Annotated in this window: 22 protein-coding genes; 12 read left to right on the top strand and 10 right to left on the bottom strand. The window is 37.8% G+C overall.

Annotated elements, in window-relative coordinates; genetic code table 11:
• Positions 1-125 precede the first annotated feature (125 nt).
• The 11 genes from murJ to UCH001_RS06540 all read left to right on the top strand — a co-directional run bounded on the left by murJ (position 126) and on the right by UCH001_RS06540 (position 12,423).
• Entirely contained in the window at positions 126-1,535 is a 1,410-nt protein-coding gene (gene murJ, locus UCH001_RS06590; protein WP_067175932.1) for a murein biosynthesis integral membrane protein MurJ, read from the top strand.
• Positions 1,522-2,919, top strand: coding sequence for a cysteine--tRNA ligase (cysS, locus tag UCH001_RS06585; protein ID WP_067175930.1), 1,398 nt, complete (start codon positions 1,522-1,524; stop codon positions 2,917-2,919). The genes murJ and cysS overlap by 14 nt, the downstream gene beginning before the upstream one ends.
• The gene (locus UCH001_RS06580; protein WP_067175928.1) at positions 2,919-4,634 is read left to right on the top strand and encodes an ABC transporter ATP-binding protein; all 1,716 of its coding nucleotides are present in this window, start codon (positions 2,919-2,921) and stop codon (positions 4,632-4,634) included. The genes cysS and UCH001_RS06580 overlap by 1 nt, the downstream gene beginning before the upstream one ends.
• Before the next feature lie 73 nt (positions 4,635-4,707).
• Positions 4,708-5,772 (top strand): quinone-dependent dihydroorotate dehydrogenase, encoded by a 1,065-nt coding sequence (locus UCH001_RS06575; protein WP_067175926.1) that lies wholly within the window; start codon positions 4,708-4,710, stop codon positions 5,770-5,772.
• 6 nt (positions 5,773-5,778) lie between these two features.
• Entirely contained in the window at positions 5,779-7,080 is a 1,302-nt protein-coding gene (locus UCH001_RS06570; RefSeq protein ID WP_067175923.1) for a pitrilysin family protein, read from the top strand.
• A gap of 1 nt (position 7,081) precedes the next feature.
• Entirely contained in the window at positions 7,082-7,975 is an 894-nt protein-coding gene (dapA, locus tag UCH001_RS06565; protein WP_067175921.1) for a 4-hydroxy-tetrahydrodipicolinate synthase, read from the top strand.
• Complete coding sequence (locus UCH001_RS06560; RefSeq protein WP_067175918.1) at positions 7,975-8,742, top strand: enoyl-ACP reductase; 768 nt, start codon at positions 7,975-7,977, stop codon at positions 8,740-8,742. Before dapA ends, UCH001_RS06560 begins: the two co-directional genes overlap by 1 nt.
• Positions 8,739-9,281, top strand: a complete 543-nt coding sequence (pgsA, locus tag UCH001_RS06555; RefSeq protein WP_067175915.1) for a CDP-diacylglycerol--glycerol-3-phosphate 3-phosphatidyltransferase — start codon at positions 8,739-8,741, stop codon at positions 9,279-9,281. The genes UCH001_RS06560 and pgsA overlap by 4 nt, the downstream gene beginning before the upstream one ends.
• On the top strand, positions 9,281-10,339 hold the full coding sequence (gene rseP, locus UCH001_RS06550; RefSeq protein WP_067175912.1) for an RIP metalloprotease RseP: 1,059 nt from the start codon (positions 9,281-9,283) through the stop codon (positions 10,337-10,339). The genes pgsA and rseP overlap by 1 nt, the downstream gene beginning before the upstream one ends.
• The gene (locus UCH001_RS06545; protein WP_067175909.1) at positions 10,329-11,006 is read left to right on the top strand and encodes a YggS family pyridoxal phosphate-dependent enzyme; all 678 of its coding nucleotides are present in this window, start codon (positions 10,329-10,331) and stop codon (positions 11,004-11,006) included. Before rseP ends, UCH001_RS06545 begins: the two co-directional genes overlap by 11 nt.
• A 145-nt stretch (positions 11,007-11,151) precedes the next feature.
• Positions 11,152-12,423: a 4Fe-4S dicluster domain-containing protein gene (locus UCH001_RS06540; RefSeq protein WP_067175906.1), complete on the top strand. Its 1,272-nt coding sequence runs from the start codon at positions 11,152-11,154 to the stop codon at positions 12,421-12,423.
• A gap of 37 nt (positions 12,424-12,460) precedes the next feature.
• On the opposite strand, the gene UCH001_RS06535 is transcribed toward UCH001_RS06540, so the two are convergent.
• The 7 genes from UCH001_RS06535 to UCH001_RS06500 form a co-directional block, all read right to left on the bottom strand.
• Complete coding sequence (locus UCH001_RS06535; RefSeq protein ID WP_067175903.1) at positions 12,461-13,363, bottom strand: formate dehydrogenase subunit gamma; 903 nt, start codon at positions 13,361-13,363, stop codon at positions 12,461-12,463.
• Between the two features lie 11 nt (positions 13,364-13,374).
• Entirely contained in the window at positions 13,375-13,980 is a 606-nt protein-coding gene (gene fdh3B / locus UCH001_RS06530; RefSeq protein WP_173636814.1) for a formate dehydrogenase FDH3 subunit beta, read from the bottom strand.
• Between the two features lie 7 nt (positions 13,981-13,987).
• Positions 13,988-16,849: a formate dehydrogenase subunit alpha gene (locus tag UCH001_RS06525; RefSeq protein WP_231963983.1), complete on the bottom strand. Its 2,862-nt coding sequence runs from the start codon at positions 16,847-16,849 to the stop codon at positions 13,988-13,990.
• Between the two features lie 22 nt (positions 16,850-16,871).
• Entirely contained in the window at positions 16,872-17,069 is a 198-nt protein-coding gene (locus UCH001_RS06515; RefSeq protein WP_067175895.1) for a twin-arginine translocation signal domain-containing protein, read from the bottom strand.
• Positions 17,070-17,347: 278 nt separating this feature from the next.
• Positions 17,348-18,715 carry a diguanylate cyclase gene (locus UCH001_RS06510; protein WP_067175894.1) on the bottom strand — a complete coding sequence of 456 codons (1,368 nt, stop codon included), beginning with the start codon at positions 18,713-18,715 and terminating at the stop codon, positions 17,348-17,350.
• A 62-nt stretch (positions 18,716-18,777) separates the two neighbouring features.
• Positions 18,778-19,440: a DUF1847 domain-containing protein gene (locus tag UCH001_RS06505; RefSeq protein ID WP_067175891.1), complete on the bottom strand. Its 663-nt coding sequence runs from the start codon at positions 19,438-19,440 to the stop codon at positions 18,778-18,780.
• Positions 19,441-19,452: 12 nt separating this feature from the next.
• Entirely contained in the window at positions 19,453-20,133 is a 681-nt protein-coding gene (locus tag UCH001_RS06500) for a hypothetical protein (RefSeq protein ID WP_231963982.1), read from the bottom strand.
• On the opposite strand from UCH001_RS06500, the gene UCH001_RS06495 reads away from it, so the two are divergent.
• Positions 20,125-20,730 carry a MarC family protein gene (locus tag UCH001_RS06495; protein ID WP_067175888.1) on the top strand — a complete coding sequence of 202 codons (606 nt, stop codon included), beginning with the start codon at positions 20,125-20,127 and terminating at the stop codon, positions 20,728-20,730. The genes UCH001_RS06500 and UCH001_RS06495 overlap by 9 nt on opposite strands.
• A gap of 14 nt (positions 20,731-20,744) precedes the next feature.
• On the opposite strand, the gene UCH001_RS06490 is transcribed toward UCH001_RS06495, so the two are convergent.
• Genes UCH001_RS06490 through UCH001_RS06480 form a run of 3 tightly spaced genes read right to left on the bottom strand, consistent with a single transcriptional unit; the run spans position 20,745 to position 24,549 of the window.
• On the bottom strand, positions 20,745-21,824 hold the full coding sequence (locus UCH001_RS06490; protein ID WP_067175885.1) for an ABC transporter permease: 1,080 nt from the start codon (positions 21,822-21,824) through the stop codon (positions 20,745-20,747).
• Positions 21,821-22,939 carry an ABC transporter permease gene (locus UCH001_RS06485; protein WP_067175882.1) on the bottom strand — a complete coding sequence of 373 codons (1,119 nt, stop codon included), beginning with the start codon at positions 22,937-22,939 and terminating at the stop codon, positions 21,821-21,823. The genes UCH001_RS06490 and UCH001_RS06485 overlap by 4 nt, the downstream gene beginning before the upstream one ends.
• The gene (locus UCH001_RS06480; protein ID WP_067175879.1) at positions 22,936-24,549 is read right to left on the bottom strand and encodes an ATP-binding cassette domain-containing protein; all 1,614 of its coding nucleotides are present in this window, start codon (positions 24,547-24,549) and stop codon (positions 22,936-22,938) included. The genes UCH001_RS06485 and UCH001_RS06480 overlap by 4 nt, the downstream gene beginning before the upstream one ends.
• Positions 24,550-24,554: the final 5 nt, after the last annotated feature.

The following is a 24,554-nucleotide window of genomic DNA, read 5'->3' as shown; positions in this document are numbered from 1 at the left end:
AATAAATTTATGTGAGTTTCTGAACCCATGTGTTTGTATATCGGCTGAAAGTTATATAAATGTTGCTTATCTTAGCGAAAAATAGATAAAAATTTCGTTTAAACGTTATTTGGCTAAAATTCCAAATGCTTATAAAATCATTTTTCACAAACAGTATCGGTACACTTGTTTCACGCGTCTTTGGCTTTATCAGAGACATGTTGAGCGCTTCTATTTTAGGTGCAAATATCTATAGTGATATTTTCTTCGTGGCATTTAAGTTTCCCAATCTTTTTCGCCGAATCTTTGCAGAAGGGGCGTTTACACAAAGTTTTATTCCTAGTTTTATTAAAACACCACGTAAAGCGCTCTTTACCTATACGATTTTTATACGTTTTTTCCTTTTCCTCATTCTTTTTTCATTGATTGTCACTCTTTTTAGTGAATTTTTTGCCAAAATAATCGCTTTTGGCTTTGATGAGGAGACCGTAGCTCTTTCTGCACCATTTGTGGCTATTAACTTTTACTATCTTCCTCTTATTTTCTGTGTAACACTCTTTGGTTCATTATTACAGTATAAACATCACTTTGCTGTTTCTGCCTTTTCTACGGCACTTCTGAATATTGGAATGATAGGTGCGTTACTTTTATATCAAGGTTACGATAAAAAAACAATTGTATATGCCCTAAGTTATGGTGTTTTAGTAGGTGGACTGCTTCAAGTTATTTCCCATCTTATTGCTTTGAAGCAGGATAATTTTTGTAAATTCTTTGCGCTTGGTTTCAAACACCGTCATAAAAGAGACAGTGCCCTTGAAGTGAGCAATAAAAGTTTCAATCGCTCTTTTTGGCACTCTATTATTGGTAACTCAACACCACAAATCGTCTCATTTGTTGATACAACATTAGCAAGCTTTTTGGTCACAGGAAGCATTAGTTATCTGTACTATGGAAACCGTATTTTTCAGCTTCCACTCGCACTTTTTGCTATTGCTCTTACAACAGGTATTTTTCCAAAGATTACAAGACTTCTTAAAGCCAATAACGAAGAAGAAGCCTCTAGACTTCTAACACAAGGTTTTTGGGTTTTAGCATTTTTACTGACGACCTCGACACTTGGTGGATATATGCTCAGTCATGAAATTGTTTGGCTCTTATTTGAACATGGCTCTTTTTCTAAAGAAGATACCCAAATGACAGGCTTTGTGCTGGCAATGTATATGATAGGACTTATCCCCTTTGGCTTAGCAAAGCTCTTTTCACTATGGCTTTATGCAGGTATGCGCCAAAAAGAAGCGGCAATTATTGCCATGTATTCGCTAGCCTCCAATCTTATCTTCTCTTTTGCTCTTATTAAACCTATGGGTGCTGCTGGTCTTGCACTTGCAGGCTCTTTATCTGCTTTTGTCTTACTCTTTTTTACATTACGCTCTTTTGGGCTCTCAAAGTTTTTTGCTATACTATATAGTAAAAAAACACTCATATTAGTAGCACTCCTTCTTGTCGAATGGGGAATTTTAAGCTATGTAAAGGAACTTATTCATGGTTATTTATGATTCGGTACAAAAGAAGAAAGTACCGTTTATCCCCATCAAGGAAAACGAAGTTAAAATTTATGTGTGTGGACCAACTGTTTATGATGATGCACATTTAGGCCATGCTCGTAGTGCTATCGCTTTTGATCTTTTACGCCGTGTTTTTACAGCGCTCGGATATACTGTGACATTTGTTAAAAACTTCACAGACATCGATGATAAAATTATCAATAAAATGAAAGAGAGTGGCAAATCACTTGAAGAAATTACCTCATTTTATATAGATCGTTATAAAAACGAGATGCATGCTTTACATGTGAATGATGCGGACATCGAACCAAAGGCCACAGAGACTGTTTCTGAGATTGTCTCTTTTATTGATGTGATGTTAGGTAAAAAAGTTGCTTACGCTACCAGTGATGGTATCTATTTTGATACTTCAAAAGATACAAAATACCTCTCTTTAAGCCATCGGGCCATTGATGAAGATGCAACACAAGCCAGAGTAGAACAAAAAGAAGAAAAAAAAGATCAAAAGGATTTTGCACTCTGGAAATTCTCAAAAACCAATGAACCAAGTTACCCTGCTCCTTTTGGAATTGGACGACCAGGATGGCACATTGAGTGTTCTGCAATGATTGAAAAACACCTTGCAAGCAGTGGAGATTATCAGATCGATATTCACGCGGGAGGCGCAGATCTTCTTTTCCCACATCATGAAAATGAGGCTGCACAAACCAGATGTAAAAGTGACCAAGAGCTCGCAAAGTACTGGATGCATAATGGTTTTGTAACCATCAGTGGAGAGAAGATGAGCAAATCACTGGGCAATAGCTTTTTCCTAAAAGACGCTCTTGCTATTTACAGTGGTGAAGTGCTTCGTTTTTACCTGCTTGCAACACATTACAGGGCTAATTTCAACTTTGCAGAAGAAGACTTACTAAATACAAAAAAACGACTTGATAAGCTTTATCGCCTGAAAAAAAGAGTATTTGAAAGCACGCCAAGTGAAATTTCATCAAGTTTTAAAGAAACGATGCTTGAAGCACTTAGTGATGATCTTAATATTTCCAAAGCACTTGCTGCTTTGGATGAAATGATCTCTTATGCCAATGAAATGCTTGATGCAAATCCTAAAGATAAAGCGTTTAAAGCTACGACACATGCAAATCTCATATGGATCGAAGCATTACTTGGTATTGGGCTTTACAATCCATATGCTTACTTTCAAATTGGTATCAGTAATGTTGAAAAAATAGAGATAGAAGCACTAATTGTTGAGCGTACACAGGCTAAAAAAGCAAAAGATTTTGCCAAAGCTGATGAAATTCGCACACTTTTAGAAGCTCGAAATATTCAGCTTATGGACACGGCGACAGGCACACAATGGGAAAAGGTGAATTAATGTATAGCTTCAAAGATGTATTTAAGCGTTTTTCTCCTTTTTACAAAGATTACATACCTTATTTCATTTTAACGATTATTGGTATGGGACTTGCAAGTGGAGGTACCGCTTATTCTGCATATCTTGTGAAACCTCTTTTAGATGAAATTTTCATCGCAAAAGATAGAACAATGCTTGAGCTTTTGCCTTATGCTATTATTGCCGTCTATGCGATCAAAGAAGCTGGCAGATACATGCAAGCTTATTATACTGCATATATTGGACATGATATCATTAGACGTTTTCGTGAAAATATTTTGGAAAATTTACTCAAACTCGATCTTTCTTTTTTCCATGAATACAGGACTGGTGAACTTATCAGCCGTAACACCAACGATGTTGAACGTGTCCGTACAGTCGTTTCAAATTTGATTCCCGAATTTTTACGAGAATCATTCACTATTATAGGTCTTATTGGTGTTGTTATTTATCAAAGTTATGAACTTGCTTTTTATGCATTAGTTGTCATGCCTTTGGCTATCTATCCATTGAGCGTTCTTTCAAAAAAAATGAAAAAAGTTTCACGTCAATCGCAAGAAAAAATCTCTGATATTACTGCAAAACTGAGTGAAATTTTTAATAATATTGAAATTATTCAAGCCAATAATGCTCAAAAATTTGAGCATGGACTTTTTAAAAAAGACAATGAACGCTTTTTCAAACTGACGATGAAATCAGTCAAAGTCAATGAACTTGTTAGCCCAGTAATGGAGACATTAGGTTCAATTGGTGTTGCTGTTGTAATTTTAGTAGGTGGTAAAGAGGTTATTGAAGGAAGTATGAGTGTTGGAGCATTTTTTTCTTTTTTAACAGCTTTGTTTATGCTTTATACGCCTATTAAAAGGATATCAGGACTTTACAACAGAATGCAAGATGCATTAGTTGCAAGTGAACGTATCTTCTTTTTGTTAGATCAACAACCTTCTATCATCAACGGTAAGACTTCTTTACCTGAAAAAATTGAATCCATTACGTTTGATAAGGTTTCCCTCTTTTACGGTGATAAACAAGCATTACACGATGTAAGTCTTGAAGCAAAAGCAGGAGAAATGATTGCCCTCATTGGTGATAGTGGTGGCGGAAAAAGCTCACTTATGAATATGCTCATGCGTTTTTATGATCCTTCCTCTGGTAGTATTAAAATTAACAATATTGATCTTAAAACATTCAATTTTCATGAGCTTCGTTATAACGTTGCAATGGTTACTCAACGCGTTTATATTTTTCATGACACCATTGCAGCCAATGTCGCATATGGCAAAGAAATTGATGAAGCAAAAGTGATTGATGCGTTACAAAAAGCAAATGCATATGAATTCGTACAAAATTTGAACGAAGGAATTTATACACATTTAGATGAGTTTGGTACAAACCTCTCAGGAGGCCAGCGTCAACGTATTGCAATTGCAAGAGCTATTTATACGAATCCTCAAGTACTCATTTTGGATGAAGCAACTTCTGCACTTGATTCTCATAGTGAACAAAAAATTACTGAAGCTATTGAAAATCTCATTAAAGACAAAATTACGTTTGTGATTGCACATCGCTTAAGTACCATCAAAAAAGCCAATAAAATTGCTCTGTTAAAACACGGCAAAATTTGTGCTATTGGCAGTGATGAAGAGCTACTGCAAACATCCAAAGAGTATCTAAAGCTCAAAGGTTTACAACACTAAGAAAGCCTAAAATCAACCATCTTTTATCTTTTATGGAGTATAATCGCGTACTTTATATTGAAGGAAATAAAAGATGTTTGATTATTATGCCATTATGAAAAAATTGATGTTTAACTTCTCACCAGAGAATGCTCACACGATTGCAGAATTTTTCTTCAAAAATGGCGCTAAATTTACACCTTTTATTCTCTCTCCTATTGCAGAGCAATTTTTTATTCATGACAAACGTCTTGAACAAGAACTTTTTGGAAAAACATTTCTGAATCCAATAGGTATTGGTGCGGGTTTTGATAAAAATGCAACCATGATTAAAATGCTTACAGCACTTGGATTTGGACACATTGAATATGGCACAATGACGCCAGAACCTCAAAGTGGCAACCCAAAACCACGTTGTTTTCGTTTTCCAGAGTATGAAACTATTCAAAATGCGATGGGCTTTAATAATGATGGTATGAATGCAATCGCTAAGCGTGTTGAGGCGCTTTACCCTTTTGCAACACCATTAGGTGCAAATATTGGTAAAAACAAAACAACAACTGCAGAAAATGCACTAAAAGATTATGAAAAACTTATTAAACGTTTTAAAGATTTAAGTGATTATTTAGTGGTTAATATCTCTTCTCCTAACACACCAGGACTAAGAGATTTACAAAATGAACAATTTATCAAAGATCTTTTTGTAATGGCAAAAGAGTTAACGACAAAACCTGTGCTTTTAAAAATTGCACCTGATCTAGCCGTTGCTGACGCCCTTACAATCTGTTCTACAGCTCTTGACAATGGTGCAGCAGGTATTGTAGCAACTAATACTACAATCGATTATTCACTCCTACCAAATGCAAAAGATTTTGGAGGACTAAGTGGTAAAGTATTAACAGAGAAAAGTTTTGCAATGTTTGAAGCACTTGCTAAAGAGTTTTTTGGAAAAACGACGCTTATATCAGTCGGTGGTATTGACTCAGCAGATGAAGCATACCGAAGATTAAAAGCGGGAGCAAGCCTTGTTCAAATTTACTCAGCCTTTATTTTCAAAGGTCCATCACTTAATCGTGCTATCAATCTTGGAATTTTGGAACGTATGGAAAAAGATGGATTTGCACATATCAGCGAAGTAATAGGAAGCGATAGGAGATGATAAGGTATGAAAAAAGTACTACTATTTTTAACATTTTTAGGAGCATTGATGGCTAACTCACTACCTGAGCATTTCACCAAGACATTAGAAAATGGTCTTCAAATTGTTGTTATTCCCATGAACAATAAAAGTGATGTCATCACTACAGATATTTTTTATAAAGTGGGTAGTGGTAATGAAATTATGGGAAAAAGTGGTATTGCACATATGCTAGAGCACCTTAATTTTAAATCGACAAAGAACCTAAAAGCAGGTGAATTTGACGAAATCGTTAAAGGTTTTGGCGGTGTAAATAATGCTTCTACTGGCTTTGACTATACACATTACTACATCAAAAGTTCATCAAAAAATTTGCCAAAATCATTAGAGTTGTTTGCAGAACTGATGCAAAACCTCAAACTAACCGATGAAGAGTTCCAACCTGAACGTAATGTTGTTTTAGAAGAGCGTTTATGGAGAACTGACAACTCACCTATTGGGTATCTGTACTTTAGACTGTTCAATAATGCATTTACCTACCATCCATACCATTGGACACCAATTGGTTTTAAAGATGACATTAAAAATTGGAGTATTGAGGATATTCGTAGTTTTCACTCAAAGTATTATCAACCTGCCAATGCCATTGTTGTTGTAGCAGGTGATATAACACCAGAAGTTGTTTTTGAAAATGTAACTAAATATTTTGGCGCTATTAAAAATGCTTCACCTATCCCAAGTGCACATCACCAAATTGAACCACAACAAGATGGCGCAAAACGTTTAATGATCAAAAAAGAAAGCGAAGTGGAAATGGTAGCTATTGCCTATAAAATTCCTAACTTCTTGCATGAAGACCAAGCAGCGCTTTCTGCATTAAGTGAGCTTTTAAGCAGTGGCAAAAGTAGCAAACTTCAGAGAATTCTTGTTGATGAGAAAAAACTTGTCAACCAAATTTATGGTTACGCGATGGAAGCAAAAGACCCTTCTGTCTTTTTATTTCTAGCAGTATGTAATCCTGGTGTTAAAGCAGAAAATGTTGAAGCAGAAATTTTAAAAATTATCGAAAGCCTTAAAAAAGGCGATGTCAGTGATAAAGATATTGAAAAAATTAAGATCAACACAAAAGCTGATTTTATTCATAATTTAGAAAGTTCAAGCGAACTTGCTACCCTATTTGGTTCATACTATGCGAAGGGAGACATCTCCCCGTTACTTAATTATGAAGAGCGTATCAATGCATTAAAAAAAGAAGATATAATCAAGGCTGTTAATAAATATTTAGTTCAACAATCATCCACTACTGTGATATTAAGAAAGGATTACTAAAATGCAACATGCGTTACAAGGAGCGATGACAGCTCTTATCACACCATTCAAAAATGGCAAACTCGATGAAGTACAATATGCAAAATTGATAGAAAGACAAATAAAAAATGGTATCGATGTGGTTGTCCCTGTAGGAACAACTGGTGAGAGTGCTACACTTGATCATGAAGAGCACCGTCGCTGTATTGAAATAGCAGTTGATGTCTGTTCAAACAGCAATGTTAAAGTACTTGCCGGCGCAGGTAGCAATGCTACACACGAAGCAATTGGTTTGGCAAAATTTGCACAAGCACATGGCGCACATGGTATACTTTCTGTAACACCATACTATAATAAGCCAACACAAGAAGGCTTGTTTCAACACTATAAAGCGATTGCAAACTCTGTAGATATTCCTGTCCTTTTGTATAATGTACCAGGTCGTACAGGATGTGATTTGTTACCAGACACTATCTTTAGACTTTTTGAAGCATGCCCAAACATCTTTGGTGTCAAAGAGGCAACAGGCTCTATTGATCGTTGTGTTGATTTATTGGCACATCAACCAAAATTAGCAGTGTTTAGTGGTGAAGATGCTATTAACTACCCTATTCTTTCTAATGGCGGTTCAGGTGTTATATCTGTAACATCAAACATTTTACCTGATCAAATTTCAGAATTAACACATTTGGCACTTGAAGGTGATTATCACGGTGCAAAAGCGATTAATGACTCATTGTACGAGATCAATAAAATACTTTTCTGTGAAAGTAACCCTATTCCAATCAAGGCGGCAATGTACATTGCAGGACTTCTTGAAAGTTTAGAATATCGCTTGCCACTTTGTGCGCCAAGTAATGAGAATATGAAACGTATTGAAAATACACTCAAAAAATATACAATAAAAGGATTTTAATGAAGGGCAAAACACTTGTTATTAGTGGCGGTACAAGAGGTATCGGTAAAGCCATCGTTTACGAATTTGCAAGAGAAGGTGTCAATATTGCATTCACCTATAATTCAAATGAAGAATTAGCTATAGAGCAAGTAAAAGATTTAGAAAAAAATTATGGCATTAAAGCAAAAGCGTATCCACTTAATATTTTAGAACCAGAGACTTATAAAGATCTTTTTTTAGAAATCGATAAAGATTTTGACCGTGTTGATTTTTTCATTTCTAATGCTATTATTTCGGGTCGCCCAGTTGTTGGTGGATACACAAAATTTATGAAACTTAAGCCAAAAGGTATTAACAATATCTTTACAGCAACCGTAAATGCTTTCGTTGTTGGCGCTCAAGAAGCAGCAAAACGTATGGAAAAAGTAGGTGGTGGTAGCATCATCTCTCTTTCTTCCACTGGGAACCTTGTCTATATTGAGAACTATGCAGGACACGGTACAGCAAAAGCTGCTGTTGAGACAATGGTACGTTATGCAGCTGCAGAGCTTGGCGCTCTTGGTATTCGTGTAAATGCAGTCAGTGGTGGTCCAATTGAAACAGATGCATTAAGAGCATTTACAAATTATGAAGAAGTACGTGATATTACAGCAAAACTTTCACCACTAGGTCGTATGGGACAACCACAAGATTTAGCAGGTGCTTGTTTATTCCTATGCTCTGATAAAGCATCATGGATTACAGGTCATACCATGCTTATTGATGGTGGAACAACATTTAAATGATGAACCTACCTAATCTTTTAGCCTCTTTACGCATAGGTCTAGCACCACTCATGTTTGTCTTTTTAGTCAACCGTGATTTAACAATTTTTGAAGGCATCCATGTCAGTTGGTTAGACTATTTTGCTGCGCTTATTTTTGTCATTGCCAGTGCGACTGATTTTTTTGATGGTTATATTGCACGCAATTGGGATCAAAAAACACAACTGGGTGCTATTCTTGACCCCTTAGCAGATAAGATGCTCACACTTGCTGCATTCTTAGGGCTTATGATGATTGATCGTGCAAATGCTTGGGCAATTTTTCTCATTCTTACACGTGAATTTTTCATCACTGGACTTCGTGTGGCAGCTATAGGTGAAGGAAAAGATATCGCTGCTAGTATGGCAGGTAAAGTAAAAACTGTTCTTCAAATGATTGCTATTGGCTTTTTAATGATGAACTGGCCTTTTGCAAATCTTCTATTGTGGTTAGCTGTTGCCCTTACACTTTACTCTGGTTATGAATACATTATCGGCTATACCAAAAAAGGGACCAATTAATGGGAACACTTACCTCCATTTTGGTTCTCTCTTTTTTAATCTTTTTCCACGAGCTTGGCCATTTTCTTGCAGCTCGTTTTTTTGGCGTTCATGTCGAAGTATTTAGCATTGGTTTTGGGAAGAAAGTCTTCTCAAAAGTGGTTGGTAATACACAGTATTGTTTAAGCCTTATTCCTCTTGGCGGCTATGTGCAGATGAAAGGTCAAGACGATATGGATCCAACCAAAGTAAGCTATGATCAAGACAGTTATAACACAAAAGCCCCTTGGAAACGTATTATCATACTTTTTGCTGGTCCTTTTGCAAACTTTTTACTCGCCTTTTTACTTTTCATTGCTGTTGGAAGCATGGGTGTGAATAAATACGCTCCTATCATCGGTAAAATCAGTGAAAACTCCCCTGCTTTTGAAGCAGGAATTCAAGAGAATGACCGCATAGTCATGATTAATGGCGTACTTATTGAAGCATGGGAAGATGTAAGTACACATATACAAGAAAGTGTGGGAAAACTTGAACTTAAAATTGAACGTGCTGGAAGTGTCCAAACACTTATCATTACACCTAAAATTAATGAATACCAAAATATGTTTGGTGAAATCAAACAGAAAAAAATGATTGGTATAGCTCCAAGTGGTAAAATGATTGAAGTAAGCTATAGCGCAGATAAAGTTATAGGCTTTGCATACGATCAAACTATCAAAGCTACGACATTGATTTTAACAAGTCTTCAAAAATTGGTTGAAGGCGTTGTCTCACCTAAAGAACTAGGTGGCATTATCTCTATCGTTCAAGTAACATCAGAAGCAAGTGAAGCGGGTATTGTGGCACTTTTTGCTCTTACTGCACTTATTTCTGTTAACTTGGGAGTTTTAAATTTACTTCCTATTCCTGCCCTTGATGGCGGGCATATTATGTTTAATGCGTATGAACTTATTACCAAAAAAGCGCCAAGTGAGCGTGTATTAACAAGTATGACAACAGCTGGCTGGCTCCTACTCCTTAGTCTTATGGCTTTAAGTATTTTCAATGACATTTATAGGTTAACCAATGGAAACTAAAAATTTTGTAACCACTATGGATGAAATTCTTACACGCATCGAAAAAGCGCGTTTGAGTGTTGACCAACACCGCATTGTAAAGATTGTTGCTGCAAGTAAAAGCGCAACACCCGATATGATTGAAGCAATGTACAACATTGGTCAGCGCTCTTTTGGTGAAAACAAAGTGCAAGATATGAGCGAGAAAGTTCACGCGCTGGCTCACTTACCCTTAGAATGGCATTTTATTGGGCGTTTACAAACCAATAAAATTAACCAACTCATCGATCTTGATCCTTTTTTAATGCACTCACTAAGCTCCATTGAACTTGCTCAAGAGCTTGATAAGCGGTTAGCGGTAAAAGGTAAGACAATGAATGTGCTACTTCAAATCAATAGCGCTTATGAAGAGCAAAAAGCGGGTGTTCTGCCAGAAGAAGCACTTGAAGTGTATGAAAACATTAGCTCTAGCTGTAAGAACCTCCACCTCAAAGGCGTTATGAGCATTGGTGCGCATAGTGAAGATACAGCAATTATCAAAAAAAGTTTTGAGATGACTTATAAAATTTTTGATGCACTACAAAATAAAGGTGCAAAACACTGTTCAATGGGTATGAGCCAAGACTTCGAGCTTGCTATTGCCTGTGGTTCAAATATGATTCGCTTAGGTAGTATACTATTTAAGTAGAGTTCTGTAAGAACTCTCTTGACACGTCTTTAAAGCAAAGCTCTAAAGACTACGTTAACACTGGGTTTTCTTCAGCAGAAGGCTCACGCACCTTTGGTGCTTTTATTTAAATAAGTTCTCTACCTTTTTTAAAGGAGATGATCACATGTCACACCTTACTTCACGAGAAGGTTATACGCATCTGATTGAAAGACTTAACCGCTTTCCTTTAGGTGCGCCTCCTTCTAAAACTCTCTATGAAATTTTAAGCCTCCTCTTCACTCCAAAAGAAGCGGAACTCGTCTCGTTACTTCCCATCAAACCGTTTAAAGCAGAAACTGCCGCACAAAACTGGAAAGTGTCGCTTCTTAAAGCACAAAAGATGCTCGATACGTTATGCTCGAAAGCCCTTCTTATCGACATTGAGCAAGAGGGAAGTTCTACCTATGTGCTCCCTCCTCCGATGGCAGGTTTTTTTGAGTTTAGCTTGATGCGAACCGGTGGGCATGTTGATCAAAAACTGATTTCTGAACTCTTTTACCAATACCTCAGTGTCGAAGAAGAGTTTATTAAAGCCCTCTTTGTGGGTGATACAAAACCAGGTCGAACGTTTGTCAATGAAAATGCCCTCTCTCCTCAAAATAGCTTACATGTACTCGATTATGAACGCGCTTCACACATTATAGAAAGCTCCAAGTATATGGGTGTTGGCATGTGTTATTGCCGACATAAAAAGCAACACTTAGGCACGGCGTGTGATGCACCTATGGATATTTGTATGACGTTTGGAAACACAGCCCACTCGCTTTCAAAACATGGCTATACACGCCTTGTAGAAAAAAGTGAAGGATTAGAACTGCTAGAGAGAGCAAGAGAACATAAGCTTGTGCAATTTGGCGAAAATGCACAAAATGGAGTTAATTTTATCTGTAACTGTTGTAGTTGCTGTTGTGAAGCACTTACGGCGGCAAGGCGTTTTGCCTTTTTAAATCCCGTCGAAACAACGAACTTTTTACCCGAAATAGACCTTACCTGCAATGGGTGTAGCAAGTGTGCTCAAGCCTGCCCTGTTGAGGCTATTTCGATGGTATCTGCCCATGATTCTCAAAAACCTAAAAAAATGAAAGCCTTGCTTGATGAAAGTAGATGTCTAGGCTGTGGCGTTTGTGTCACGGCGTGTAAAGATAGTGTTATTTCGCTCAAAGAGCGTGCTAAACGCATCATTACACCGATTAACTCGGCGCATAAAACAGTGATGATGGCCATAGAGCGCGGTAAATTGCAGGATTTGATTTTTGACAACCAAGCCCTTTGGAATCATCGAGCAATGGCAGCTATTTTAGGGGTACTTTTGAAACTTCCACCTATTAAACAAATTATGGCAAGTGAGCAGATTAAGTCACGCTATTTTGGAAAGCTTTTAGCGGATATGAAATAAGAGAAGCCCTAATGTAGGGCTTCAACTTATCAAAGAATTAGAATTTACCTTTTTCTTTGAGTTTTTTATACCATGCATTATGAAGGAACTTAACTTCTTCTTCTTCAACATAGCCTGTAATAATACTGTGAATTGCACCTTTGATAGCAACTGCGGCCATATAGATATGGGTAAAAAACACTGCTACTAAGATAAAGCCCATAACATTATGGACAATAGCAGAAGCTCTTAACATATCAATGTGACTAAGACCTGTAAGGTTATGTAACATCTCGATTTTAAAATCCATAAAGAACATCATGGCGCCGCTTAAGATCATCACTAATCCACCAAGAACACATACCCAATACCACATTTTTTGACCAGCATTAAATTGTGTAGCATTGATGATACGTTTCTCTTTAGAAAGGTAACCACCTAAGATCATGAACCATTTAATATCTTCAAGATTAAAAATAGCCTCTTTAATCCACATAAGTGCCATTGGAAGAATCACGATAGCAAAAGGAATAGTGAAAATACCATGAAGGTTTTTTGCCATTCTTACAAGTGTACCACCACCAAAGAAGTCACCAAAAACGATGATAAAACCTGTTGGAATAATGACCAAAAAGCTCACTGCTGCTATTTGATGAACTGTTCTATGAAACAGGTTAAAAGCATAATGTTTCTTATGGCTGTGTGGAAATACTTTTTGTCCTACAATTTTATAGTGTAGGAAAAAGACCGTTGGAACACCTATTAAAACACCTAAAAATACCCATGCGAAGTATTTACTTTGCAATAATGTAAACCAAGCGCCTAATTTAAGCGTCTCTTCTTGTCCGTATCCTAAAATATTTTGAATGCGCATTTCACCCCAGATTTGGCTATCTGTAGCAGCAAATGCCACAGTAGCTAAACCTAGAAGCGCAATGAGTGCATAGATATACTTTCTCATTGCTATTCCTTTCATTTGTTTTTGTAGGCAATATTCCAGCCATACGATGAGTTCATTTCTTTTCCGCCACGAGCCATAACACGTGCTCTAATGACATTAGATACAGACTCTGCATCGCCTACTAAAAGCGCTTTAGTTGAACACATTGCTGCACATACAGGCACTTTTCCCTCTGCAATACGGTTTTGACCATAGAGTTCAAATTCATGATGTGAATTGGTTGCTAATGGACCACCTGCACACATGGTACATTTATCCATTGCTCCCTTAGTACCAAACGCACCATCTCTTGGGAACTGTGGAGCACCAAATGGACATGCGTACAAGCAGTAACCACAACCGATACATTTCTCTTTATCATGAAGAACAACACCATCAGCTCTGATGTAAAAACAATCAACAGGACATACTTGCTGGCAAGGTGCATCGGTACAGTGCATACATGCTACTGAAGTTGAGACTTCTTTACCAGGGATTCCTTCGTGAATGGTGATGACTTTTCTTCGTGCAATTCCTGCAGGTAGTTCATGTGCTTCTGCACATGCAATACTACAACCATCGCATTCAATACATCTGCTCTCATCGCAGTAAAATTTCATTCTAGCGTTTTCCATCATCAACCTCCTACGCTTTCTCTACGCGGCATAAGCCAGCTTTTGATGCAGGAATCTGCGTAATGATGTCATAACCATAACTAACTACCGTATTGGCACATTCGCCACTTGCATACGGCTTTGTTCCTACTGGGAAATTACCCGTCATATCTACACCTTGCATATATCCGCCAAAGTGGAATGGTAAGAAAACCATATTTGGTAAAACAGTATGAGAATACTTCGCTTTAACTTTGATTTTTGTACCTGCTGGTGAGTGTACCCACATCATCTTACCATTCTGAATACCGTGTTTTTTTGCAAGTTCTGGATGAATGTCACAGAACATCTCAGGTGTGAGTGCACAAATGTATTTAGAAGCTCTGTTTTCTAAACCAGCACCCATCATTGTTACTAAACGACCTGTTGTCATAACAATTGGGAACTCTTTGGTGTAGTCTTGTTCTTTTTGAATAGATGCATATTTTGTTGTTACACGGAAGTGATTTGCTTTATCCGCATACGTTGGGTATTTTGCAACTAAATCAGGACGTGGTGAATAGAGTGGCTCACGATGAAGTGGAATACGATCTGGGAAATTCCACACAACCGCACGTGCTTTTGCGTTACCATAAGGTGTCAAGCCTGCTTCAAGCGCTAAATCAACCAATTTACCACTCGTACATGTTTTCCAGTTTGCACCACAAAGGTCTTTTTCTGCATCACTGAGTTTTCTACCGATCAATGATTCGATATTTTCTTTCGTAATTTCAGGGTAACCACCATCGACTTTAGAGCCAATTGGAGCTGAACCATGACCAGAGAGTAAGCTTACACCATCTTTTTCTAAGCCAAAGTTATTTCTAAAGCCCATACCACCTTGACTTACAGGAACATCTACATTGTAAAGATTTGGCGTTCCACCGTGTTTAACACTCCAACAAGGCCATGGAAGTCCGTAGAATTCACCCTTCATTTCGCCTTTACCTGCACCTGTTACTTCATCAAACATATGCCAGTTGTCGGTATGTTTTTTGATACGTTCTGGTGTCCAGCCCATCATACCGATGGTTCTAAGCGTGCGTGAAATCTCAATTGTCGCATCTTCAGGCCATTGGAATGTTTTTTTATCTGGTGTCATCTCAAGGTAGCCATCGCTTTTGAGGTGCATCATCATTGAACGGGTATATTGCTCATAGAAACCTAAACGCTTTGCAAGTTCAAACATAATGTCTTGATCGGCTTTGCTCTCATAAAGTGGTTCAACAACTTTAGAACGCCACTGAGCACTTCTGTTGGTTGCAGAAACGGTACCACTGCTCTCAAATTGTGTTGCACTTGGCAAGATAAAGAGATTGTCTTTTCTATTGGTCAAAATAGCTGCTTCGTTTACAAACGGATCTGCGAGTACAAGAAGCTCTAAGTTATCAAGACCTTGTTGAATTTTGAGGTTTTGTGAAGTTGATGTAATACCACAACCCATAACAACAAGTGCTTTTAGGTTAGTACCTGCATTTTCAATAGCATCTTCACCTGGTTTTCCAGCAAGTACACCTGCCCACCAACGAGCTAATGTAAAGCCTGGTTTTCCCATCCATGAAGCATCTTTAAATTGTGATTTTAAGTAGTCATACTCAACACCCCACATACGAGCATAGTATTTCCAAGAGCCTTCAATCAAGCCATAGTAACCTGGAAGTGTATCTGCCAAACAGCCCATATCGGTCGCACCTTGAACGTTGTCGTGACCTCTAAGAATGTTTGTACCACCACCTGCTTTACCCATGTAACCAAGCGCCATTTGAAGAATTGGAGCAATACGTGTATTGCCTGTACCAATAGTGTGTTGGGTTAGTCCCATCGCCCAAAGAAGCGTACCAGGAGAATTTTTCGCATATACGGTTGTAATTTCCATCAATGTTTCAGCACTTACACCTGTGACATCCGCAACAACTTCCGGTGTCCATTTGAGAGCTTCTGCACGGATTTCATCCATACCATAAACACGATCTTCAATGTATTTTTTATCTTCCCAACCATTTTTAAAGATGATATGTAACATACCATAAACAAAAGGGATGTCAGTACCTGGACGAATTTGTGCAAAATAATCTGCTTTAGCAGCACTTTTTGTAAAACGTGGATCAATAACAATAATTTTTGCGTTATTTCTCTCTTTTGCTTTTAATATATGACCAAAACCTACAGGGTGATTTACCGCTGGATTACAACCAATGATAAAAATAGATTTTGCGTTTTGGATGTCTCCAAACGAGTTTGTCATAGACCCATATCCTAATGTATTCGCCACACCGGCGACTGAGGAGCTGTGTCAGATTCTCGCTTGATGATCTATATTATTTGTTCCAAAGAATGCAGCAAACTTTCTAAAATAATATGCTTGCTCATTGCTCATTTTTGCTGAACCTAAGAACTGAACAGCATCTGGACCATCTTTTTCTTTGAGTTCTTTGAGTTTTTTAGCAATTCTATTGAGGGCTTCATCCCATGATAAACGTTTCCATTGACCATTTTCTTTGACCATTGGATACTTAAGGCGTACTTCTGATCTAACCATATCGATCATATCAGCACCCTTACAGCAGTGTCCTCCAAGGCTAATTGGGTGATCTTGAGCAACTTCTTGACGAACCCATACACCATTGTGAACTTCTGCGATCACACCACAACCAACTGAACATGATGTACAGATAGTTTTTACTTTTTTACTTCCAGGAAATGGATCTTTGATCTCTTCCTCTGTTGCGGCTCTTGTCACTTTTTCACTAGCAAAGCTTGAAGTCGCGCCAAAAACGCTTCCCAATGCTACCATTTTTAAAAATGATCTTCGACCTACGGTCGTAGTAAGAGCACGCGCCGTTGTACTTTCCATTACGCGTTATCCTCTCTTTTCTTTACAGGGCAGATTTATAATAATCTTCCCATGCCTGTGTTTTAGTATAGGTAATCTCTTTTTTTGGTGATTTACCTTTTACCACTCCGTTTGAACCTTTTGAACCCGAAGCACTTGCTTGTACACTTACAACACCTGTTGCACCAATTGCACCCACAAGAGCAGCTTTTTTAACAAAGCCACGTCTGCTTTCGTTCATCGAGCACCTCCTTATTAATCTTGATCTCATTCATTTTTTAAAGAGATCACCCCAAAGAAACACTTTATTCTTTCGGGTGAAATCTCGAAAATTTTAAAAAGCGTAAGAGTACAAGTTACATAATTAAATTAAGATTAATTTTATAATAATGTGACATTTTGGCTGTGATAATAGCAAGAAAAAGGGAGAAAAATGGGAGTTTTTAATTAAAAAAGAGAAAAGATTGTTTTTTTTGGTAAATTTGTTTATACCGATGTGTAAAGATTAGTGTCTAAAATTTAGTGAGGAGCAATTGATATGGTATCTCGACCATCTTTTTTTGCTTGATACAATGCAGCATCTGCATGTGAAATGAATGTATGAGGTGTGTCATCTAAACGCAATGTAGCAATACCAATACTAACACTGTGACGTTGTTGTGTGGTAAAAACAGCATTTTTGATTTTCTTCTGGATACGTTCTGCAACCTTTAACGCTTCATCTTGTGTTGTCTTTGGGCACAAAATCAAAAATTCTTCTCCACCCCAACGCCCAAGTATATCATAACGACGAATACTCTCTTTAATTAATTGAACCATCTCGATTAGGATTTGATCTCCTACTGGATGCCCAAACGTGTCATTGACTGTCTTAAAATAATCAACATCAATCAGTAAAAGAGACAATGGTTCACGTGTTTTTTTAGCAGTATCGATGTTATCATGTAATGCTTGATCGATCTTTGTGCGATTGTAAATCTGGGTTAAGAGATCTGTTTCGGAGAGATAAAGCAGTTTTTGATTGTATTTTTTAAGCTCATAGTATCGCCATAAAAGAAGAAGTCCTATCAAAATAAAACCAAAGATCACTTTGATAACCAAACGGTAATCATAGACTGACTGCGCTTTAATGGAAACATACTTGTTAACAATGGCATTTCGATCTTCTGAAGTAATCGTTGCGACTCCTTTATCTAAAATATTGCGAAGCATTGGTTCCGTTTTGATGACTCCAATGCGTAATTGATTGGTATAATCAGGAAGTTGCCCTGCAATTTTAAGATTGAACATTCCCTCTTTTTTGATCGTGTATGCTGCAACTACTAAAGAGCGCATAGCGATGTCTGCTTGTTTGTTTGAAACCATTTTAAAAGCATCCAACTCAGAAGATGTTGTCATTATTTTAAAATGAGGGTACTCTTTTCGTATAAACTCTTCCATCGCAGTACCAGTAGGGAAAACCATACTTTCGTTTCGTAAATCCTTTGGATCACCAATAAATGCATGCTCTTCTCTTGTTATAAAAACATTAGGATCACTAAAATGAGGTTGTGTAAAAAGAAGCCATGTATCGCGGTAAGGTGATTGATTTAAGAAACTGATGACTTGACATCTGCCCGCTTTTGAAAATGCGACACTTTCATCCCAATCTTTTGTCGGTAATACAGTAACATTTATACCAACTCTTTGTGCCACTAAGTGTAAAAGGTCTGCTCCAATACCTGTGTAGTGACCTTTTTTATCCATCATTTCAAAAGGTTCCCAATCTGGATCAACACAAACGTTAATCGTTCCTAATTTTTCAAGGTAAAGTTTTTCATCAGGAGTTAAATCAAGACTAAAAAGAGAGAATGGTATAAACACTATACATAGTAACCAAAGCTTCATTACCACTCTTCTCCCTACGCTCAATCAAAATTTACATAATAGATACAAAACACTATAATCGATTAGTACTCTTTTGGACTTAACAGTTTTTTATAGTACGTGCCTGTTGTATAAAGTGCAACAACGGGATTATGCCCTAAAACACGATCTTTTACAACAAGATAGGTTGTGGTAGCTTTTGCGTATTTGATAAAAAGTGAATCATGTCCAACGCAAAGCCCCATAATGACATTGAGGTCTGTCTTGGCTTTGTTTAAATACTTGGCTTGAAGTACAGGATTACACATAGGTTCAAACGTATTTGGGCGAATTTTTTGCTCTTCTTTCAGTCCTATCTCACATTTATCGCGGGAGCCTACCTTGCAAATCGCCATGAAAACATCGAATCCGTTGTTTTTGAGAATTTCAGCAAAGATTTTAGACTCTTGAGCTAGTCCTACACAAGAAGCGATGCCGATTTTTTTTGCACTAATACGTCTAGCAAAGGCTAAAATTTCCTCTACGCGCGTAAGTTTGCCATAGTATTCACCCTCAATATCAGCTGCAGCAAGAGCAATTTTTCTATCAATACCCTCTTCATCTTTATAGCATTCAAGAGACTCTTCAAGCATCTCTTCATCGACATTTGTGGTAAGACAAAACTTAGGATATCGGCTTTCATGTTTATGACAATTCAATGTCCCGCACTCAGCACAACTGAGTTCTTTTTCTTCTTCATCTTTCATCTACATTCCCTTCTACATGTAAAGGTATTTGCCATATAAACTCAAATAAACACCAAGTAATTCTTTAAGTCCTTGACTCAAATGCATCTTCTCTTCTTCGTTAAAGAGGAGATTTAAAAGTTTTTCATGCAATAACTCACCAAAACATACTAAACGCTCAGGTGTAAACACTTTAGCATCTTCTCTTGCCAATACAAAAAAGAGTGCTAGAGAGCGATTAAGTCCTGAGATATAGGCTAAAAGATTTTCATAGATACTTTTTTCTACAGGCTCTAATTGAGAAAGAAACATATCCAATGAAACGCTTAAAAAACTTTTCTTTTTAGGAAAATTGGCATGTAAAAGAGTCATAAAAAGTGTTTTTTTTGCTTCTTGCAAAGGTTTTGGCAACTCTTGGTCTAATGCCATGTCTAACGCTTTTACACCCTCTTCAAACGTTATGGGCAGAGATATGCCTTGGCGTTGCATCAAAGAGCCAATTTGTACATGTGTAAATTTTGTAGGAGTATAGAGTTCATGCGAAGCAAGGTTTTGCATCAACACTGTATAAAAAGCGCTCTCTTGAGCGCTTTCACTTTTGGCTAAATATTCAATGAGGTAAAGTATCTCTTTTTTCATAAAGTCCATTCTGCCAAAGCAGAACTGAAAAAGTGCTATAATGCCAACTCTTTTTAAGGAGGCACTATGATTCATCTTTCAGCTTTTTTTGCAATTTATGTCAAATTCTTTTTTATTATGACGCCTTTTTTTGTGACGACTATCTTTTTGTCGATGACCAAAGGTGTTGAAGAAAGCGATAAAAAGCGCCTTGCCATTAAAGTAACTCTTGCTATTTCTATCACATGTCTTGTTATTCTCTTTTTCGGTAAATACATTTTTGAACTCTTTGGCATCACACTGGATGCTTTTAGAATCGGTGCTGGAGCGCTTCTTTTCTTAACAGCTGTTGATTTGGTACAAAAAGAGATCAATGCAGAGCCAACCTGTAAAACAGACATTTTAAAACATGCCGTTGTTCCTTTAGCCATTCCTGTAACCGTAGGACCAGGAACAGTAGGTGCGCTGATGGTTATGGGTGCGGACATGGATAGCATTGAAGATTTGATGTTAGGTTCAAGTGCGCTTTTATCGGCTATTTTTAGTATAGGGTTGTTACTGTATCTCTCAGGACATATTGAAAGACTCATCGGACGTACAGGGCTTATTGTACTGAGTAAAGTCACAGGGCTTGTGTTAGCTGCTCTTTCAGCACAACTTGTCTTTACAGGTATTAAAAACTTTCTACATTAACCTTCATTGGGCGGTTAAAACAATCGCCCGATTTTACGAAATCCTATCATATACACAACACTTCCAACCAATGTCATCCCTAGAAAATAGGGATAAAGCTCCAATGTAGGCGTTCCTCTAAAGAAAATACTCTCCGTTCCTTCGATGTAATAACGTAGTGGTGAAATAAGCGAAAACGTTTGTAGCCATGGGTGCATCGCATAAATGGGCGTCCATGCACCACTTAAGAAAATAAGAGGTAACATGATGACAATGGAGAGTTGAGCTACTTGCATCACATCTTTAGCAATCGCAGCGATAAAAAGCCCAATACCTGCCCCAGTAAACGCATAGAGAAAACTAAGCAGCATAAAAGCGAAGAAAGAGCCATTGATGGGTGTGTCAAACACACCAAAGATAACAAACCCTACTGAGATGACAATCCCTACCATGACGATAATCACTTGCGAAAAGGACTTCGCTAAAATGATAATTTTTGCATTGACTGGCATAAGCAGCATAATGTCCCACGTGCCATCTTCTTTCTCTTTTACAAACACCACAGCAGTAAGAATGACCGATAAAAGCGTGACGATGGAGAGCAGCTCCGTGAGCGCCATAAACGTGTGATTGTCTGCATTTTCATTGAAGAGTTTGTGTGTTACAAGCTCTACAGGAAAATTTCGTGCCGTAAAGTTGATGGCGATGTTTTGTAAATAACTCAAAGCTGTAAACGCTTGTGAAGCAGCTGTTGCATCAAGAAGAAGATGCAGTGTGGTCTGTTTATTTTTACGAAAACTTTGCTCAAACGTATCATCAAATACCAGCCCCACCATAATTTCTTTATCAAAGACTGCTTGAGAGAGTTTTTCTTGAGATTCAAACAAGATAGGCTCTAAAAACTCTGGCGCATGAAAATAACTCAAAAATTTTGAACTAAGTCCTCCTCCACTACTATCAACATAGCCAACGGCAATATTGCGAGGTTTGAGTTCAATGCCACTGCCTGCGATGTAGACTTCAAAACTAAAAGCATAAAGAACGACAAAAACAAGTTGCCATGAACGTATAAAACTGAGCAACTCTTTACCCACAACTGCCCAAAAGACTTTCATCGTAGCTCCTTTTTAAGCAAGAAACTGCCAAGGGTGAGCATAGTAAACGCATAAAACGCCAAGATGAAGATGTAAAGTTCTGTTTTAGAAGATGCTAACCCTTCTCCGACTAAAAAAACATCATAAAGAATATGATTGTAGTACATTACAGGGAAAATATGGGCTTCATAGCGTGAAACACCAACCATAGAAGAGATAGGCATCAAAATACCTGAATATAAAAACCCTGGGATGATGGTAACAATGACTGTTAAAACCACTGCTACAATTTGTGTGCGTGTAATGATGGAGATAATCATACCAATCGAAAGACTAATGATCAAATACAGCTCTGATGTCAACCAATACAGCAAAAAACTCCCACGAAATGGCACTTCAAACAGATAGGTTGCCCATAAAAACAAAATGAAAATATTGATAGAATGGAGCAAGAAAACAGGGATGAGTTTTGCGGCGATAAACTCACCTTTTGAAACAGGCGAAGCATAAAAATTAAAAATTGTCCCTTTTTCTTTTTCTTTCACAATCAATAAAGCCGCTAAGATAGCAGGAGCAATGAGTAACACTAAGCCAATAAGCCCCGGAACAATGGCATCTTCATCGCGCATAGCTTGATTAAAGAGTGTTCGCTGATTGATACTAATAGTAGGCATCTTTCCGCCTAAGCGCTCTAACATCTCACTTGCAGCATCTAAAACGACACCTTTCACATAGCTTTCCATGGTTGAGCCACGCATCGGAAAAGCAGCATCCACAAACACGCCGATTTGTGTACTTTGCCCATGTAAAAGACGTTTTTCAAAGCTCTCAGGGATGATGATGAGTATGTCACTTTTTGCTTTATGAATTTCATCCAGTGCTTTTTCTTCACCTCTTTTCTCAATCGTTGCATCAAAATATTTGGAGTGTTCAAATTTACTGATGAGAAGCTGTGAGTAGTGGCTTTGGTCATTGTCAATGATAAGTGTACGCGCACTCGTAACTTCCATACGGATGCCATATCCAAACAGTACGAGTACCATGGTTGGCATGAGATAAACCATGATGATAAGCCGTGATCGTATGATTTCTGTCAGCTCTTTGAGTACATACGCCTTAACAACACCTAGTTTCATCGGTAGTACTCCAAGAAAATCTCCTCAAAGCTTTTTGCATGAGGATGCTTTGCGTAAAACTCTTCAAGGGCATGATCGGCGATCTTTTTCCCCTGTTTGAGTAGAACAACACGGTCACAAAACTCTGCTTCGCTCATGTAGTGTGTGGTAATTAAGATAGAAATTTCCCAGCGCTCTTTCAGTGCTTTAAGTAGTTCCCAAAATTTAGCCCTTGCGATAGCATCTACGCCCGAGGTTGGCTCATCCAAAAATAAAATAACAGGCTCATGCAACAAAGCAGAAGCCAAAGAAAAACGCTGATTGATTCCTAAAGGCAACTCATGAGGCATAGCATTTAAGTACTCATCAAAGCCCAATTCTAGGGCATAACGAGAAATGCGACTTTTTGCAACATCCAAAGCGATGCCTCGCATAGAGGCAAAATAGAGTAAATTCTCCTCTACACTCATATCATTATACAGAGCAAAATGCTGGCTGACATAACCAATGCTCGCTTTAAGAGCTTGTCGGTCTTCTTGCGTTTGAATGGTTTTTCCAAGCAGTGTAAGTTCTCCCCCATCAATAGGATAAAGCCCTAAAAGCATCTTGATGAACGTCGTTTTCCCTGCACCGTTTGCTCCTAATAGGCCTAAAATTTCACCTTTATGGAGTGTCATATCGACATTTTCATTCGCAACAAAACTGCCAAAAACCTTGGTAAGCCCCTTTGCTTCCATAACGATATTAGGTAGATCAATCGTTTGCTCTTTTGGTGTTATCTCAATCAGTGGCATTTTTCTGCCCTTTTGAAGGGCATTGACAAAAAAGAGTGCTTCAAGGCTTGGCTCAATGTGTTCAGCTTCTAATGGAGCTAAACAATAGGTTGCATGAAGTGTATGAATACAAGACTCTTTTGTTTGAACATTTTCAATATAACTCATAGAGCGAACAGAGTTTATAAGTTCGCTTGACGTACCTTGTGCGATGATCTCTTGCTCATCAAAGAGCAAGATCTTATCCATCTTTGCGGCTTCTTGCATATACGCTGTACTGATGATCGAAATGGTTCCTTCGCTTTTGCGTATTTCATCCAGAATTTCCCAAAGCTCGATGCGGCTCAGTGGATCAACACCTGTGGTTGGTTCATCCAAAAGAAGCAATTTTGGACGATGCAATAAGGTGCAAATGAGTGAGAGCTTTTGCATCATACCACCACTGAGTTTACCTGCTTGTCTATCTTGAAAAGCATCTAAACCCGCCATTTTTAAAAGACGTAGTTTATAGGCTTCAAATGCCGCATCTTGTTTGATGTTGTGAATATTGGCAAAAAAACGTAAATGTTCATCAACAGAGAGCAGATCATAAAGTACGAGTCCAATACCTTGAGGCATTAAACCAATAGAAGATTTGAGTGGTTCCGCTTCTTTGGGAGAATGATACGTCACACCATCGAATGTGACATTACCTTCAAAAGGGATGACCCCTGCAATGGCGTGAATCAGTGAGCTTTTCCCAGCACCATCTGCACCGATAAACCCAATGATTTCGCCCTCTTTTGCAGATAAGCTTGCGTTTTCAATTCCCAAGCTTTTTTTATGATAAACCCTGACATTTTCAACATTCAATTCCATGATGG

This window comes from Sulfurospirillum sp. UCH001 (assembly GCF_001548035.1).
Lineage (GTDB): Bacteria > Campylobacterota > Campylobacteria > Campylobacterales > Sulfurospirillaceae > Sulfurospirillum.
The sequence above is the reverse complement of the archived record's forward strand: the minus strand, read 5'-3'. Positions and strand labels throughout refer to the sequence as shown.

What these genes read in the sequence shown, in the direction of transcription:
- murJ (WP_067175932.1), top strand. Translation starts at nt 126, where the DNA reads ATGCTTATAAAATCATTTTTCACAAACAGTATCGGTACACTTGTTTCA.
- cysS (WP_067175930.1), top strand. Translation starts at nt 1,522, where the DNA reads ATGGTTATTTATGATTCGGTACAAAAGAAGAAAGTACCGTTTATCCCC.
- UCH001_RS06580 (WP_067175928.1), top strand. Translation starts at nt 2,919, where the DNA reads ATGTATAGCTTCAAAGATGTATTTAAGCGTTTTTCTCCTTTTTACAAA.
- UCH001_RS06575 (WP_067175926.1), top strand. Translation starts at nt 4,708, where the DNA reads ATGTTTGATTATTATGCCATTATGAAAAAATTGATGTTTAACTTCTCA.
- UCH001_RS06570 (WP_067175923.1), top strand. Translation starts at nt 5,779, where the DNA reads ATGAAAAAAGTACTACTATTTTTAACATTTTTAGGAGCATTGATGGCT.
- dapA (WP_067175921.1), top strand. Translation starts at nt 7,082, where the DNA reads ATGCAACATGCGTTACAAGGAGCGATGACAGCTCTTATCACACCATTC.
- UCH001_RS06560 (WP_067175918.1), top strand. Translation starts at nt 7,975, where the DNA reads ATGAAGGGCAAAACACTTGTTATTAGTGGCGGTACAAGAGGTATCGGT.
- pgsA (WP_067175915.1), top strand. Translation starts at nt 8,739, where the DNA reads ATGATGAACCTACCTAATCTTTTAGCCTCTTTACGCATAGGTCTAGCA.
- rseP (WP_067175912.1), top strand. Translation starts at nt 9,281, where the DNA reads ATGGGAACACTTACCTCCATTTTGGTTCTCTCTTTTTTAATCTTTTTC.
- UCH001_RS06545 (WP_067175909.1), top strand. Translation starts at nt 10,329, where the DNA reads ATGGAAACTAAAAATTTTGTAACCACTATGGATGAAATTCTTACACGC.
- UCH001_RS06540 (WP_067175906.1), top strand. Translation starts at nt 11,152, where the DNA reads ATGTCACACCTTACTTCACGAGAAGGTTATACGCATCTGATTGAAAGA.
- UCH001_RS06535 (WP_067175903.1), bottom strand. Translation starts at nt 13,363, where the DNA reads ATGAGAAAGTATATCTATGCACTCATTGCGCTTCTAGGTTTAGCTACT.
- fdh3B (WP_173636814.1), bottom strand. Translation starts at nt 13,980, where the DNA reads ATGATGGAAAACGCTAGAATGAAATTTTACTGCGATGAGAGCAGATGT.
- UCH001_RS06515 (WP_067175895.1), bottom strand. Translation starts at nt 17,069, where the DNA reads ATGAACGAAAGCAGACGTGGCTTTGTTAAAAAAGCTGCTCTTGTGGGT.
- UCH001_RS06510 (WP_067175894.1), bottom strand. Translation starts at nt 18,715, where the DNA reads ATGAAGCTTTGGTTACTATGTATAGTGTTTATACCATTCTCTCTTTTT.
- UCH001_RS06505 (WP_067175891.1), bottom strand. Translation starts at nt 19,440, where the DNA reads ATGAAAGATGAAGAAGAAAAAGAACTCAGTTGTGCTGAGTGCGGGACA.
- UCH001_RS06495 (WP_067175888.1), top strand. Translation starts at nt 20,125, where the DNA reads ATGATTCATCTTTCAGCTTTTTTTGCAATTTATGTCAAATTCTTTTTT.
- UCH001_RS06500 (WP_231963982.1), bottom strand. Translation starts at nt 20,133, where the DNA reads ATGAATCATAGTGCCTCCTTAAAAAGAGTTGGCATTATAGCACTTTTT.
- UCH001_RS06490 (WP_067175885.1), bottom strand. Translation starts at nt 21,824, where the DNA reads ATGAAAGTCTTTTGGGCAGTTGTGGGTAAAGAGTTGCTCAGTTTTATA.
- UCH001_RS06485 (WP_067175882.1), bottom strand. Translation starts at nt 22,939, where the DNA reads ATGAAACTAGGTGTTGTTAAGGCGTATGTACTCAAAGAGCTGACAGAA.
- UCH001_RS06480 (WP_067175879.1), bottom strand. Translation starts at nt 24,549, where the DNA reads ATGGAATTGAATGTTGAAAATGTCAGGGTTTATCATAAAAAAAGCTTG.